This window comes from Pseudoalteromonas sp. P1-13-1a (genome assembly GCF_001401875.1).
GTDB lineage: Bacteria > Pseudomonadota > Gammaproteobacteria > Enterobacterales > Alteromonadaceae > Pseudoalteromonas.
In genome coordinates, this window is record NZ_LKDV01000008.1 from 48,687 (window position 1) to 64,049 (window position 15,363).

Annotated in this window: 16 protein-coding genes; 7 read left to right on the forward strand and 9 right to left on the reverse strand. The window is 39.0% G+C overall.

Features of this window, described 5'->3' with window-relative positions; translation table 11 throughout:
* Positions 1-35: 35 nt before the first annotated feature.
* The 4 genes from AN391_RS07375 to AN391_RS07390 all read right to left on the reverse strand — a co-directional run bounded on the left by AN391_RS07375 (position 36) and on the right by AN391_RS07390 (position 4,679).
* Positions 36-1,199: an endonuclease/exonuclease/phosphatase family protein gene (locus AN391_RS07375; protein ID WP_055014798.1), complete on the reverse strand. Its 1,164-nt coding sequence runs from the start codon at positions 1,197-1,199 to the stop codon at positions 36-38.
* A gap of 103 nt (positions 1,200-1,302) precedes the next feature.
* On the reverse strand, positions 1,303-2,454 hold the full coding sequence (locus tag AN391_RS07380; protein WP_055014799.1) for a 5-(carboxyamino)imidazole ribonucleotide synthase: 1,152 nt from the start codon (positions 2,452-2,454) through the stop codon (positions 1,303-1,305).
* Between the two features lie 2 nt (positions 2,455-2,456).
* A complete protein-coding gene (gene purE, locus AN391_RS07385; protein ID WP_055014800.1) occupies positions 2,457-2,939 on the reverse strand; it encodes a 5-(carboxyamino)imidazole ribonucleotide mutase in 483 nt (160 codons plus the stop codon).
* A gap of 150 nt (positions 2,940-3,089) precedes the next feature.
* A complete protein-coding gene (locus tag AN391_RS07390; RefSeq protein WP_082429310.1) occupies positions 3,090-4,679 on the reverse strand; it encodes an ABC-F family ATPase in 1,590 nt (529 codons plus the stop codon).
* Positions 4,680-5,313: 634 nt separating this feature from the next.
* Between AN391_RS07390 and AN391_RS07395 the strand changes: the two genes are divergently transcribed.
* The gene (locus tag AN391_RS07395) at positions 5,314-6,525 is read left to right on the forward strand and encodes a porin (protein WP_055014802.1); all 1,212 of its coding nucleotides are present in this window, start codon (positions 5,314-5,316) and stop codon (positions 6,523-6,525) included.
* A 103-nt stretch (positions 6,526-6,628) separates the two neighbouring features.
* Here AN391_RS07395 and AN391_RS07400 read toward each other — a convergent pair whose 3' ends face one another.
* Positions 6,629-7,543 carry a LysR family transcriptional regulator gene (locus tag AN391_RS07400; protein WP_055014803.1) on the reverse strand — a complete coding sequence of 305 codons (915 nt, stop codon included), beginning with the start codon at positions 7,541-7,543 and terminating at the stop codon, positions 6,629-6,631.
* A 106-nt stretch (positions 7,544-7,649) separates the two neighbouring features.
* Between AN391_RS07400 and AN391_RS07405 the strand changes: the two genes are divergently transcribed.
* Entirely contained in the window at positions 7,650-8,825 is a 1,176-nt protein-coding gene (locus tag AN391_RS07405; RefSeq protein WP_055014804.1) for an MFS transporter, read from the forward strand.
* A gap of 23 nt (positions 8,826-8,848) precedes the next feature.
* Positions 8,849-9,988, forward strand: coding sequence for an MFS transporter (locus AN391_RS07410; protein WP_055014805.1), 1,140 nt, complete (start codon positions 8,849-8,851; stop codon positions 9,986-9,988).
* A 291-nt stretch (positions 9,989-10,279) separates the two neighbouring features.
* Here the strand turns inward: AN391_RS07410 and AN391_RS07415 are convergent, their stop codons facing one another.
* Positions 10,280-10,894, reverse strand: a complete 615-nt coding sequence (locus AN391_RS07415; RefSeq protein ID WP_055014806.1) for a MarC family protein — start codon at positions 10,892-10,894, stop codon at positions 10,280-10,282.
* A gap of 171 nt (positions 10,895-11,065) precedes the next feature.
* Positions 11,066-11,548, reverse strand: coding sequence for a GNAT family N-acetyltransferase (locus AN391_RS07420; RefSeq protein ID WP_055014807.1), 483 nt, complete (start codon positions 11,546-11,548; stop codon positions 11,066-11,068).
* 99 nt (positions 11,549-11,647) lie between these two features.
* Between AN391_RS07420 and AN391_RS07425 the strand changes: the two genes are divergently transcribed.
* Positions 11,648-11,848, forward strand: coding sequence for a hypothetical protein (locus AN391_RS07425; protein WP_055014808.1), 201 nt, complete (start codon positions 11,648-11,650; stop codon positions 11,846-11,848).
* Between the two features lie 65 nt (positions 11,849-11,913).
* Here the strand turns inward: AN391_RS07425 and AN391_RS07430 are convergent, their stop codons facing one another.
* Positions 11,914-12,108: a CPXCG motif-containing cysteine-rich protein gene (locus AN391_RS07430; protein ID WP_055014809.1), complete on the reverse strand. Its 195-nt coding sequence runs from the start codon at positions 12,106-12,108 to the stop codon at positions 11,914-11,916.
* Between the two features lie 223 nt (positions 12,109-12,331).
* Here AN391_RS07430 and msrA point away from each other — a divergent pair, with 223 nt between their 5' ends.
* Positions 12,332-12,931, forward strand: coding sequence for a peptide-methionine (S)-S-oxide reductase MsrA (gene msrA / locus AN391_RS07435; protein WP_055014810.1), 600 nt, complete (start codon positions 12,332-12,334; stop codon positions 12,929-12,931).
* Positions 12,932-12,977: 46 nt separating this feature from the next.
* Here msrA and AN391_RS07440 read toward each other — a convergent pair whose 3' ends face one another.
* Positions 12,978-13,292: a hypothetical protein gene (locus AN391_RS07440; protein WP_055014811.1), complete on the reverse strand. Its 315-nt coding sequence runs from the start codon at positions 13,290-13,292 to the stop codon at positions 12,978-12,980.
* A gap of 188 nt (positions 13,293-13,480) precedes the next feature.
* On the opposite strand from AN391_RS07440, the gene AN391_RS07445 reads away from it, so the two are divergent.
* Complete coding sequence (locus AN391_RS07445; protein WP_055014812.1) at positions 13,481-14,395, forward strand: 2OG-Fe(II) oxygenase family protein; 915 nt, start codon at positions 13,481-13,483, stop codon at positions 14,393-14,395.
* A 138-nt stretch (positions 14,396-14,533) separates the two neighbouring features.
* Positions 14,534-15,283: an ABC transporter substrate-binding protein gene (locus AN391_RS07450; protein ID WP_055014813.1), complete on the forward strand. Its 750-nt coding sequence runs from the start codon at positions 14,534-14,536 to the stop codon at positions 15,281-15,283.
* The last annotated feature ends 80 nt before the right edge of the window (positions 15,284-15,363 follow it).

Genomic DNA, 15,363 nt, shown 5'->3' on the forward strand with positions numbered 1-15,363 from the left:
AAGATAAATAACACATTTGCACGGTAAAGCTGAGTTTACTCTATTAGCAAATCTAGCCACACCAATCGATGATCGCTCGATGCGTTTCTGTCTTTTATTAATCTATATTGCTCGCTGTTTTTAGTAGGCCAAAACACGCCGCCGTCTTTTATTTTAAACCCATAGGTAGAAGGTAAAACATAATCTACACGTGCTTGCCAGTTAGCGGTAAAATGCTTAGCGTATGGCTGCGGGTATTGCTCTTTAGCACCAGCGCTTTGTGGTATAAATTGCGAATTTATTAGCGGGTTATTTAAAATTTGATTGGTGGTTTCTAGCCGTGCTTTATCCCCTTCAGGTGCGGCGTTTAAGTCACCTAATATTACAAACCGCGAGTTTGCATCTAACCCGCCTTTTTGGCCTTTATCGTCATAAATATAGGGCTGATTAGCAACATAATCAGCAATTAATCTCACTTCATCGTGATTACGTTTGCCGTTTCTGTCTTCATCACCATCAAATACCGGTGGTGTTGGGTGCGAAGCAAGTACATGCACTGTTTTATTGTTTACGACAACGGGTACATCCCAAAATGATTTAGAGCTGAGCCTAAGCGCTTGCCATTCTTGCGTGTTATACCAATTTTCTTTTGTTTTAGGGTCAATTGGCATTTGCGCATCAGGCATATCTTTATATTTAAAGGTTTGTAATGTACGTAGTTTTTCAATATTAATTGGGTATTTAGACAATACAGCCATGCCATAATGCCCTTCAAAAAAACCAAAGCCTTGTGCATCCCCCATTACTTTTGTTTTTTTACCGTTGTTATCAAGGTCAAAGTCAGTCGCTAAGCCCGTATTCACTGGGGCTATAAAGCTGTATGGGTAATCAATTGGTGATTGTTTATTTTGACTCACATTTAAAAAATGGCGTTTAAAATAATCTATACCTTGCGCTTTTGGTACGTAGTCAAACTCGTTTAATAAAATAATATCAGGGCGAACACGCTGAATTATTTCGGCAATATTTTTTATTTGCTGGTGGTTTGATTTTAGTGCATTAACAAGTGCATCAGGATTAACTTGCTCGCCTTTTGGCGTGTGATTAGTCGCATCCATACTCACGTTAAAGGTGGCAATACGAAGGCTTTCGCTGGCTGTAGCATTTAAACTAAATGAAGCGACAATGGCTAATGCGCCATAAAGTAATTTTTGTTTCATTTTTTTACTTCAAAAAATTAAAAAATAGACTTTACCAGTATTACACAAGTAATACCTATTTTTATGACAAAAAAATACCGGCTAAAGCCGGTATTAAATTACGCTACTCACTTAGCATGAGCGCGGTTGCTGCTTTTAAAACACCGGGGTAGTCCTGCTCAGGAAGGTAATCGGTAAGTTGCCCAAGTTTATCGGCTAAATTGTTAATGCTATCTGCAGATACATTAATATGCCCCATTTTACGCCCAGGTTTTGCTGCCTTTCCGTACCAGTGGCTAGTTACATCACTAACGTTTAAAACCTCGGTAGGAATACATCCTTGGCCCAGCACGTTAATCATGGCGGTAATATGTTTAAGCTCTGTATTACCTAGCGGTAGACCTGCAACAGCGCGCATATGGTTTTCGAACTGTGAACAATGGCTGCCTTGCTGTGTCCAGTGCCCAGAATTATGAACCCGCGGCGCAATTTCGTTAACCAGTAAAGTGCCGTTAACATCAAAAAATTCAATGGCAAGTACGCCAACGTAATTAAGCTCGTTGGCAATTTTTGTAAATGCACTATGGGCTTGCTGCTCAATCAGTGTGTTATTTTTACCTGCAATCGATAATGTAAGCACGCCGTTGGTGTGCTCGTTTTCAGTAATTGGGTAAATAGCTACATTACCGTGTTTATCGCGTGCGCCAATAATAGAGACTTCACGGTCGAACGGGATCATTTTTTCAGCAATAATACTGTGCGGTGCATCCTGAGTGCCTGAGGCAATAAAGTCAGCCATTTCAGACCAAATTTGCTCTATTTGGTCATCTGATTTTAAACGCCACTGGCCTTTCCCATCGTACCCTGCTTGGCAGGTTTTAATAACCAGCGGCTTACCAAGGTTTTTAACCGCTAATTCTAAGTGCGCTTTTTCTGTGATCAGCTGGTAAGGCGCACATGCAACGTTTGTTTTATCGAGTAACGCTTTTTCTAGTGCGCGGTCCCCACCGGTTTTAATGGCGGCTTTTCCTGGATAAAATTTATTACTGTTACAGCACAGTGTTAGTACATCATCAGGAATGTGCTCAAACTCAGCCGTAATCGCATCAGCGTCACTAATTGCTTGCTCAAGTGTGGTAGTGAAAACTTCACCTGTTAGCGGGTGCATAATCTTTTGGCTGCCTACATCGTACGCAACCACATTTAAATTAAGGGGGGCGCCTGCTAGGCTCATCATTCGCGCAAGTTGGCCGGCACCTAAAATTAAAATTTTCATTTTTACTCTGCAGGATTAGGGTTAGCTAAAATACTCTCGGTTTGCTCTTTACGAAATGCTTCAATTTTTGCAAAAATCTCTGGGTTTTGGCACCCTAAAATTTGTGCAGCCAGTAAACCTGCGTTAGCAGCGCCCGGCTCACCAATGGCAAGTGTCCCTACGGCTACACCTTTTGGCATTTGGCAAATAGACAATAACGAATCGACACCGTTTAAGGCTTTAGATTTAACCGGTACACCTAGCACAGGAAGCGATGTAAATGCTGCAGCCATACCGGGTAAATGTGCAGCGCCACCGGCGCCAGCAATAATCACTTTTATGCCACGATCGCTTGCTGAATTTGCATAATCTGCAAGAAGTTGAGGAGTGCGGTGCGCAGAGACCACTTTCGTTTCGTACTCAATACCAAATTTTTCGAGCATGAGTGCTGCGTGTTCCATGGTTGGCCAATCTGATTTAGAACCCATAATAATGCCAACAGTCATAAATACTCCTCAGTAATGTATTTTAAAAATAGCGGACTTATGTCCGGTTTTAGGCGGGTATTATACCCAAACCAAGTTTAATTGCGACTCACAAAAACAAAAAAAGCCATGTTTAAACACGGCTTTTACAGAGATGCAATTACAAAGCGATTATACTTCTTTGCTCGCTAGGTATTCACTGTAGTTGCCTCTAAAGTCAATCACCTGGCCGTCTTTAATCTCCCAAATACGGGTAGCAACTGATGATACAAACTGACGATCGTGCGAGACAAATAATAATGTGCCTTCATAGGCTTCTAATGCAAGGTTTAACGCCTCGATAGATTCCATATCCATGTGATTTGTAGGTTCGTCCATTAACAGTATATTTGGTTTATGCATCATAATTTTACCAAATAACATACGGCCTTGTTCACCACCTGAAATAACTTTTACAGACTTTTTAATATCGTTTTGCGAAAACAACATACGCCCTAAAAAGCCTCGGACCACTTGCTCGTCGTCACCTTCTTGTTGCCATTGCTCCATCCACTCAAACAAGTTCATATCTTTTTCAAACTCGTCAGCATGATCTTGCGCATAGTAACCAATGTTCGCATTTTCAGACCATTTAAACTCACCCGTTTTAGGTGCCAAACGCCCTGCAAGTGTGTTTAGTAATGTTGTTTTACCAACACCATTTTCACCGATAATGGCAATTCGCTCGCCAACTTCCACCAAGCCTTCTAAATTTGAAAACAAGGTATTGTCTTCAAAGCCTTGGCTAAGGTTACTTATCTCCAGCGCGTTACGAAATAGTTGCTTTTCTTGCTCAAAGCGAATAAATGGAGACTGGCGAGAAGAGGCTTTCACTTCTTCTAGCTGAATTTTATCAATGCGTTTTGCACGCGAGGTAGCTTGTTTAGCCTTTGATGCGTTTGCAGAAAAGCGTGATACAAACTGCTGTAGTTCAGCAATTTGGCTTTTCTTTTTAGCGTTTTCGCTTAATAGGCGTTCACGAGCTTGCGTTGCTGCAAACATGTACTCATCGTAGTTACCCGGGTAAATACGAAGCTCACCGTAATCAATATCGGCCATGTGCGTACATACTGAGTTTAAAAAGTGACGGTCATGCGAGATGATGATCATGGTGCAGTCGCGCTGATTAAGTACATCTTCTAACCATTTAATGGTGTAAATGTCCAAGTTATTGGTGGGCTCATCCAGTAACATAATATCAGGATCAGAAAACAGCACTTGCGCAAGTAATACACGTAGTTTAAAACCTGGCGCTATTTCAGACATTGGGCCGTAATGCTGCTCAGTACCAATACCAACACCTAGTAAAAGCTCACCGGCTTTAGACTCTGCAGAATAGCCGTCCATTTCGGCAAATTCAGTTTCTAAATCGGCTACTTTCATGCCATCTTCTTCGCTCATTTCTGGTAATGAGTAAATGCGGTCGCGCTCTTGCTTAATATCCCATAATTTTTTATGACCCATGATCACCGTATCAATTACAGAGTATTCTTCGTAAGCAAACTGGTCTTGGTTTAGTTTAGCCACGCGTTCATTTGGATCTGTACTTACGTTACCTGAAGATGGTTCTAATTCACCACTTAGGATTTTCATAAATGTAGATTTACCACAGCCGTTTGCACCAATTAAACCGTAACGGTTTCCTTCGCCAAACTTTGCAGATATGTTTTCAAATAACGGTTTAGCACCAAATTGCATGGTGATGTTAGCTGTACTAATAATAGCGCTACCCTCCAAGGGGACATGATGTATTTAAATTGCGCGCAGTTTAAACTAAATACAGCTTTTTTTCTATGAAAGTTTAGGGTTGAAAGCACCCGAACTGTACCCTATTCCACTCATTAAATACCTAAATTAATCCCTAGCAAAGAGTGCTTAAAACGTGATTAAGTCAGTGAATGCTTATTCAACTAAAAAATGAGCTTATATCAAATATCACAGTTCGATTCATGCGCCATTACACAATTTTACTTGCCACCAATAAAGCCATTTAACTTAATAAGTCGATTGTTTATCGCAAAGCATTTTATAAAACAGATAGCAGCGTATATATTTATGATATAAAATGCTTTTTAGAGTTTTTACACTAGCGTTTTATTTTTATTCAACTTGAAAAATTCTCATTTTTAGCGCAGTTTGAACGCGCGTTTTTTAATCCTATTTAACTAGCTTTTAATCAAATAAAACCCATTCCTTAACAGTATAAAAACACCATTAACCTCCAGTGAATATTTATTCAAATTAGATCCTAATTTCAATGATAATTTTTCACTTTTGAGCCCATAATGGCTTTGCTAGTCTCATCCTTTGAAAATTTAATCTCATATTTAAAGTTAACACACACAAGGCATCACAAATGATTAAAAACTTTGTAACCCTGCTATTAGGAACAAGCATTGTAGTCGCGCCAGCGGTTTCAGCAATAGAGCTCTATAAGGATGATAAAAACACAATTAAAGTGGGTGGTTACCTTGATGTGCGCGTTATTAATACCCAAAACCAAACCGAAGTGGTAAATGGTACATCGCGTATTAACTTTGGGTTTACTCGAGAGCTAAAAAAAGACTGGTCTGCACTTGCGCTAGTTGAATGGGGTGTAAACCCTGTTGGTAGTAGCGATATTATTTACAATAACCGCTTTGAGTCTATTCAAGATGAGTTTTTATATAATCGTTTAGGTTATGCTGGCCTATCTCACGAAAAATACGGACAAATTACCATTGGTAAACAATGGGGAGCGTGGTACGACGTCGTTTACGGCACCAATAACAGCTTTGTATGGGATGGTAATGCTGCGGGTGTTTACACATACAATAAAGACGACGGTGCAGTAAATGGCACAGGCCGCGGTGATAAATTAATTCAATACCGTAATAGCTACAATGAATTTAGCTTTGCAGTTCAGGCACAGCTTAAAAACAGCGAATTTTATACCTGTGATGTTGATAATATTTCTGAAGATGCATGTGAAGCCCTTTGGAATACTGGCGACAGTGCAGCCCAAGAAGTTGAATTTAACTACACATTTGGTGGTTCTGTAACTTATAACGCAACCGATATGCTAACGCTAACAGCGGGAATAAACCGTGGTGAATTTGATGTAACGTACGGTGATGGCACTACCCAAACCGTTGAAGATTTAATTTTTGGTGCCGGTGTTATGTGGGGCAGCATTGAAAATCCAGGTTTATACGTTGCAGCTAACATTAATAAAAGTGAAAACCACGATACGGATAACCTAGGGCGCTTAATTAAAGACTCTATTGGTGTAGAAACGTTTATGTCGTACCGATTTGACAACGATGTGCGCCCTTTTGTCGCTTATAACATTTTAGACGCTGGTGACGACTATGTTATTCAACCAAACTTTAATGCAGATCCTAACGATGTATTTAAGCGTCAATTTGCTGTAATTGGCGTTCATTACTTAATTGATGAAAACACCATTGCCTATGCTGAAGCACGTAAAGATTTTAGTGACTTTGAAAGTGACGATAAAGTTCAACAAGCGCAAATGGAGCAATCTGAGGACGATGGTATTGCTATTGGTTTTAGATACAAGTTTTAGATGCGACTGAATTTTAAAAAGCCCTGAGATATCAGGGCTTTTTTGTGTCAATTTTGCTATAAGGCCAAGGGTAACCCCTTAATTAAACTTATAATCGAAAATGTTAGCATTGAGTCATGCTTTTTTGAATTTCTGTCCGCGCGTTCAGTGCAATTTCAACAAATGCATCAACTGCGGCGTTGGTAAGTGTTTTTTTAAATTGGATTTCTACTGGTATTTGCGTAGTAATATCGTTAAGTGAAATAAAATGGCACCCTGCACTGTACAACTTGCGAACGCAGTATGGTGCAATAGCGACCCCAAGCCCTGCTGCTACCTCCGTAACTAATGTTTGCATATGCCTAGGTTGGCTAATAATATTTGGCGAAAAACCAGCTTTTTTGCATTGCATAATGGTTTCATCAAACAAGCCAAGCGCTTCTTCACGGTTGAAAATAATAAACTGCTCGTTTTTGAAAACCGCTAAATCAATACTGTCAGTAGTAGCAAGTGTATGATTGGTATTTACAATAGCGACTAAAGAATCCACATAGATACAGTGACTAAAATATTCATCAACTATTGAAACCGGTAATGGCCGTGAAAACGCAATATCTATACGCTCGTTTTTAAGCGCCTCTATTTGCTCTGTGGCTGTCATTTCAATAAGTGTAACGTGAACGTTTGGGTATTTTTCTTTGTAGCTACGCACAATCGCTGCCATAAATGTTAAACATGCAGAGCTTAAATGGGCAATGGTGAGAGAGCCAATTTGGCCGATGTGGGCACGTTTTACATTTGTTGTCGCTTGGTCTGTGAGCGCAATAATTTTATTAGCATCATTTAATAATTGCTCACCGGCTTCCGTAATAACTACATCGCGCGAGTTGCGAACAAACAAACTTACACCTAGTTCGGCTTCAAGACCAGATACATGCCTGCTTATTGCGGGTTGTACTGTATGTAATTCTCTCGCCGCAGCAGAGAAGCTCTTATGTTTAGCCACACTAATAAAACTTTTTAGTATTTTAATATCCACAACTTAACCAATAATGAAAATGTATAGATTCTATAAAATAATAACATTTTTGTTATTACACAAAAGGTTTTATTGTTTACACATTAATTAAACATGGGTATTAAGTATGTCTAGGGTAGAAACTAGTAATCATATAAGTCGATTTTTATTATTGTTAATGACAAGTGCCATTGCTGCAACCACCGCAAACTTGTATTACAACCAACCTATCCTGCCCTTAATAAAAGAAGCGTTTAATTTAAGCGACGCGCAATTAGGAAGCATTCCGGCATTAACACAATGTGGCTATGCCTTTGCACTTTTATTCATATCCCCCCTTGGTGATTCAATCCCAAGGCGAAGACTAATCACTATTTTGTCTGGTTTGTTAGTTGCAGCGTCGCTCATTGCGGCATTAGCGCCCAATTTAACCGTATTACTTATAAGCGTATTTTTAATTGGCGTAGGCGCTAATATTACACAGCAACTTATTCCTTTTGCGGCATCAATGGTAAGCGCTGAAAACAAAGGCGCTACGCTGGGTACATTAATGATGGGCTTAACCCTTGGAATATTACTTTCCCGTACGTTAAGTGGTTTTGTGGGTGAGCATTTAGGCTGGCAAAGTGTTTTTTATATGTCGGCAGCATTGGCCTTACTATTTGGCGCCCTTCTCTATGTGTTTTTACCGCTTAATAAACCATCCGCTAATTTACGTTATTTAGCGCTTATAAAAAGCAGTTTGAGTTTGTTTAAACAATATAAACAACTGCGTATGTTTACGTTTTCAGGCGCATTTTGGTTTGCCGCTTTTAATGTGCTTTGGGCAACGCTTGCTATTTATGTAAGTGATGAGCCATTTAATTACAGTGCGCAACAAGCGGGACTCTTTGGTGTTATAGCCCTTGCTGGGGTTATTGGTGCAAAATTGGCGGGTAAGTTTGTAAATAAGTTTGACTCTACAAACGTTATTACACTATCGCTTTGCTTAATTGCGATAGGCTTTTTAATTACAGGACTATTCGGTAGCAGTTTAGTGGCGTTAATCGTTGGCATAATACTCATAGACTTTGGGGTGTTTAGCGCCCAAGTTTCAAATCAAGTACGTGTTTTTAGTATAGAACTCAGTGCACAAAGCAGGATAAACGGCATTTATATGCTCGGTTATTACCTTGGCGGGGCTATTGGTTCTGCTGCGGGTGTAAAAGCATTTGATGTATATGGCTGGTATGGCGTGATCACTATCAGTATTTTTTTCATCGTTACAAGCGCCCTATTTAATGCGCTTGCTAAAAAAGCGTAAATTTAACATAAATTGGAGAAACTATGAATTCACTTAAAGCGGCCGGTAGCTTAACATTATTATGTATAGCTAGCTTAACCATTATGGTTGGCACTCTTTTAGCACCTGGTTTAGTTACCATTGCTGATGGTCTAGGCATACAAAGCAACAGCGTGTTATTAATTACTTTACCTTCTTTAGGTGCTGTGGTGTTTGCGCCTTTGGCCGGCAGGTTTATAGACAAATATGGCGCCTACATCTTACTTATTATCGGCTTATTCTTATACGGCTTATTAGGTACATGTGCGTATTTTTTACATGGCCCAACCTTAGTATTTATTAATCGTTTTGCTTTAGGCGGAGTAACCGCAGTAGTTATGGCAAGTTGCACTGTATTAATTTCAATGTGGTATAGCGGCACAGCGCGTCTAAATATGATTGCCAAACAAGGCATGGCAATAGAGCTAGGTGGCGTTATATTTTTATTTTTAGGTGGTTTTTTAGCGTCAAAGTATTGGGGGCTACCTCTTGCTTTGTATTTAATAGCTTGGGTGTTTTTAGCAATGTTACTCATGTTTGTGCCCCGCAAACAGCAAATATACACGCAAAACACAGAGCAAACTCAACAAATCAAAAAGAGCAATTCAAACGCATTAACTCTTAAAGGAGTTTATATAGTTTCAACCCTCGCAATGACCATATTTTTTACCTCAACCGTGCTGTTACCTATTACCTTGCACGCACTAAATTTTAATGAGTCTGAAATTGGCCAACTTTTGGCTTTTATATCGTTAGTTGCTGTATTCACCGCGGGTTTTATGCCTAGAGCAACTAAACGCCTTAGTGAAAAAAACGTATTAGCGATTGCATTTATTGCCTTTGGTTTATCTTACCTTTGCTTTATACAATCCAGCACATTGATATTAGTATTAGGCGCGCTATTAATTGGTATTGGCTTTGGTTTTAGCATTCCTCTTTTAAACCACATGACCGTAGAGCTAAGCCCCGAAAACGTTCGCGGACGTAACTTGTCGTATTTTACCATGGCCGTATTCTCAGGGCAGTTTTTTACCTCGTTTATGGAATATATACCAGGGGGTGAACATAACGTATTTATAATATGCAGTATTTTAAGCGCTGTTGTGGCTATCGCCCTTTTTGTAAAACCTAAAGTAACTAAGTAATAATCAAAAGCCGATAGAGTTATCAAATAAGTAGCCAATTATCCCTTATTTGTTGGTTATTTTTATTAATGCACACTCTTTAGCTAAGTTAAGTACTTAAGAATAATTTAGTATGATGTGTTCTTTTACTGTAAGGCCACCAGCAATGGTTGTTGATTTAGTTAATTGCGTTGTAAAGTCAGTTTTTTAGCTTTAGCAAACAAGTATAAATTAAAGCGATTATAAGCAAAAAGGCGAACACTGTATATAAATACAGTGTTCGCCTTTTTTATAACAAACCAATAAAGTAGATCAGTGCCCCAGCGTTACCCACTGCTTAATTTCAAGTGCGGTCATTATTAGCTCTACAGAAAAAGCGGCCAGTATCATCCCCATTACACGCGTTAAAATAGATGCACCTCCCGTACCTATTAGTTTTATAATTTTGCCCGACAGCAACAACAAAATTAAGGTTACACCCAGCACTGCTAATGTAATTAACGCTGTGCCCATTTGGGTGGTAATTGGGTGAATATGATTATCGGTTAATAATATAACGGCTAAAATAGCCCCTGGTGTCGCGGTAGCAGGTATAGCAAGCGGAAACACTGCAATATCATGCCCTGGGTCTTGTTTTGCTTTATTGGAGTCGCTGCCAAATATCATTTGCAGGCCAAACAAAAATAAAATTATCCCGCCCCCTAACTGAAACGATACCAGCCGTATACCCATCGCATTTAAAATAAGCTGCCCTATTAAAATAGAGCCCAGTAACACAGCCCCTGCATATAGCACCGTTTTAAACGCAGTTTTACGACGTTGTTGATCAGTTAAATGAGAAGTGAGCGCAGCAAAAAGCGCCATGGTACCTATTGGGTCTATGGTGGCCCAAATAACGAGGGCATCTTGAGATAGTTTTTCTAGCATATAAAATCCTTGTTAAGCGAACACGTTTAAAAAACTCGGGTAACAAATTCATTTGCTTACGCTTAACTATAAGCCAAACTGGCTATTTTTTATATTGCATTTGTTCCTCTTATGATGAAATTTACTAACGTGTATAATAAAATACAGGACTAAAACATTCCTAATTCAGCACTAAACGTGTTTATACCAAATAGAATGCTCACCTAAGCTAAAGCCTAATTTAACTAATAAGTTATGCGAACGCGCATTATCTGCACTTACTTGCGCCGCTAAGTAATTAAGCGGTATAGCCTGCTTAAGTGTTTTAACAAAGCCGGTAATCACCTCAAACATAATGCCTTTATCCCAATACATAGGGTCAAGCTCAAACCCAATAAACGCCCTACTTTTACAAGGCGATAAATTATAAAGCCCACAGGTACCCATTAACTTGCCGGTAATATTATGTTCAATAGCCACTCTTATCACTTCGCCTTCGTAATAGGCGGTAATATCATCTTGTATTAATTGCTTAATTTGGCACTTACTTAACGGGGTTTGATAGTCGTTAAATTCGCTCACCTGCGGGTGGTTCAAAATAGTAAATAACTGCGGGGCATGCTTATGAGTAATTAAACGCAATGTAACGCGTTCAAGCTGAGTTGTTTTAAACATTTTATACAGGAGTTAAAATAGCGCTTTATGGTTAAGCATTATTAACTTACCATAACGTATTCACAAGCATTATCTTTATAGCCAATATTGAGAGCAATAATGAGCGACGATTTTAAAGTAATTCAACCTACCACAACCGTATACTGCCCTAAACGCGGTGAGGGCTGGACCCTAACAGGCATTACTAATATAAACGAGTTTACCTCGGTAATGTTTAACGGCACACGTTATACACTCCCCGCTCGCGAAATTGTAGAAGAGCTGTTACCAAACCAACTCGCCCGAGAGCAAAATAGCTAACGCCCGTGTATAAAAGCAGTAGTGGCTGCCAGTGTGCAGCCACCTATATAAAGCGTAACTAGTGGCTAAAATGTATCGTCTTCACTGTATACATTTACTTTTAATTCGTCTTCATCTTCAAAAACAACAAACGTAATAGGCTTACAACAAACTTGGCAATCCTCTATGTATTGCTCATCAGTATCTGCTGCATCTAGCAATACCTCAATACTTTCACCACAATACGGGCAACTTATCGATTTTTCGGTTAACTGGTTCATTTACCACCTGCTACTTTGATCTCAATGCTTTCACTTTATTAAACACACTCTAATAATACAACCGTGTGCTATACGGGTACTCACTCAAATGTGGCTTAAATTAAAAAGTATTACGTACATTATTTGTTATCTTATATACGCTCACAATGAAATAGTAATAACACTTAGTAGGTCTAGCTATTAAGAATATGTATTTAAACTCAAACTAAAGGTAGATTATCCTATGAAAAAATCACTGAAACTTGCATTAACATCTGCCGCAATTTTGTTTAGCACGTTTACTCATGCAGCTAAAACCGAAAAAACAGTGTTAGCCGGTGGTTGTTTTTGGTGTATGGAAAGCGACTTTGAAAAACTCGAAGGCGTCAAAGATGTTATATCAGGCTTTACAGGCGGTAAAATTAAAAACCCGACCTACAATGGTAACCATCAAGGCCATTATGAAGCAGTACAAATTACTTACGACCCTGATGTAGTAAGCTACAAAGGCATACTTGATCATTTTTGGGTAAATATCGACCCCTTTGATGCCAAAGGCCAATTTTGTGATAAAGGGCCTAGTTATTTAAGCGCCATATTTGTAGCTAACGAGCAAGAACGCAAAATAGCAGAGCAAACCAAACAAGCAGTAATAGCGGAATTCCCTAATCAAACAGTGGTCACGCCAATACTAAATGCCAGTACTTTTTACCCAATTAAAGGTAAAGAAAGCTACCATCAGGATTATTACAAAAATAACCCTATACGCTACAACACCTACCGTTGGCGGTGCGGACGTGATAACCGCCTAGAAGAAATTTGGGGTGACAGAGTCACTCATTAAAAGCCAATAGTTAAATGCTTGATGGGTTAACACAAACCCATCAATTCTAATCGGTAATTTTAACCTGTTCTTTTAAATTATCATGCTCTGAAAGTTTATGTTGTTTAGGTATAAAAACCATTACTGTAACTGCTAGTACTAAAAGAAATACAAACCTTAATACCGAAGATGGGATAATAGTTTCTAAAATATTCACTAAAATTATCAGTGGAATTACAGCAACAATACCAATTAGTTTATGCCTTTGTGTAAACTCATGGAGCGCCCCGCATTTAGTACACCTATATTTTGTAGACATACGAGCAACAACAAACCAAGCTAATGATATATTCGTTTGGCAATTCAGACATTTTGGCAACATACAAAATCCATTTAAAATTTTTAACGTAACAGCTAAAAGCTAAAAGCTAACTCTATTTAATCAGCCCATAATTATCAACATTATCTTGATTCTGTTTCCTAAAGTAGCCCGTTTATCTACTTTATTAAATATAATAAATTGCACTCCTAGATTGATATAAGCTAATTCAACAACTGGAGTAACACATTATGTCTGCCACCCAATTACAACTTGCTCGTGCTCTAGCGTTACCTTCAAGAGAGGCCATGTTAAATCGTGAGCACTCAGTACAGCATTTTTGGTACAACAACGACCAACTACTTACACAAGCCTGGAAAGAGTGGGAAGAAACAGAAGTAGATACAACCACCTTTACCCTTGACGATTCATTACTCGATAAAAACTTACGTGAAGCCGTTAATGCAGCATGGCAAAACCCATCAAAAGAGCATTTAGTAAAAGCGCTTTTAAATGAAGTAGCGACAGATGTGTATCAGTTTCAGTTTTTTGACCCTGAGCGTTTAGCCGTTTTACGTGGTTACCTAGAAAAAGTATGGAATGCTAACATTCCTATGCGTCCACCGTACGGTATTGTATTAAACCGACGCGGCGCCATGCTCGACAAACGCTCAGAGGGTTATTTAGCTGCGCCAAGTTTTCAGGCATTCTATAACCAAATATTAAATATCTATATGCGCCCTATTTCGCGTTTATTGTTTCCTGAGATCATAGGTTACGATACGCAAACGTTTGGGTTTTCTATTTATTACGACCCAAGTACAGATGCGTCTATTCGCCCGCATACTGATGCATCATCAGTAACACTTAATATTAATTTAAATCTGCCAGGAGAAGAATTTAGCGGCTCAGAGCTTGATTTTTATGACCAAAAAAATGGCAAAGTAGTACAACTTAGTTTTAAACCTGGCAGCGCCATGATCCATAAAGGCAGTGTACCACACGCGGCAAAACCGATAACCAGTGGCGACAGAACAAACCTAGTATTATGGCTTTTTGGCGATAATGGCCGTATACCTGCACCGGGTTCAAAGCGCACAGAAATTGATCCAATAGCGCGTTGGACTACACCTAAAACAACACCGGACGGCTATGCTCCTTTTTAAAGCGGAGTTAAACTTGTGCGCATAAGCACTCATATAGCCCATTAAAGTTATTAAATCGTACTTTAATGGGCTATTTACTTGTTACGTAATCACTTAGTTACTATCTTTTGAGTATGATGATTTAAATTATACACCCTAATGAAGTTACCCTTTTTTATAGCAATCACACTACTTTTATTTACTTTTGCCAATACAGCAGCGGCTAAACAAAAACTGGTGGTTGGGTTTGGCGAAACACTGCCGCCATTTGTAATATCACATACACACAGTGGCTTAACCATTGATATTATTAAAGCGGCCTTAACGCCTTTAGGGTACCAAATAGAACCACGCTATTACCCCTATACGCGCCGCGCTAAAGGCTACATTAAAGGCAGAATCGATGTCATTGCCGATATAAATTTAAATACCGCTAACGGAAACCTACTCAATGGGTATATTTCTGATGAGGCGTACGTATACGAAAATATGGCAATATCTCTAAAAAGCAACAACTTCAACTTTACATCAATAGCAGACTTAGCGAATTTCAGCTTAATATCATGGCCCAGCGCAGCCATTCAGTTAGGCGAAGAATACGCAAAAATGGCTAAAGCGAATACGCAATATTACGAGGTTCATGACCAATCGTTGCAAGTAAAAATGCTTTTTTCAAACAAAGCTGATGTCATTCAAATGGATAAACAAAGTTTTGATTACTATCGCTCAACCCTTAAAGGTATTGATACCACACAACCTGTAGATCGTTTCGCGTTGTTTGGTAAAAGCCCAAATGGCTATTTATTCAAGTCTAAAAAGCTACGTGATGACTTTAACTTACAGCTGCAAAAATTAAAAAACTCAGGGGAGTACTACAAAATTTTTGAAAAATACAAACACGCTAATTAATGTTTGTAGTAATTGAGTAAACAAACAAAAATAAAGGCCGCTTTAAGTAAGCGGCCTTTTGATTTTCAGCGAATGAGTGG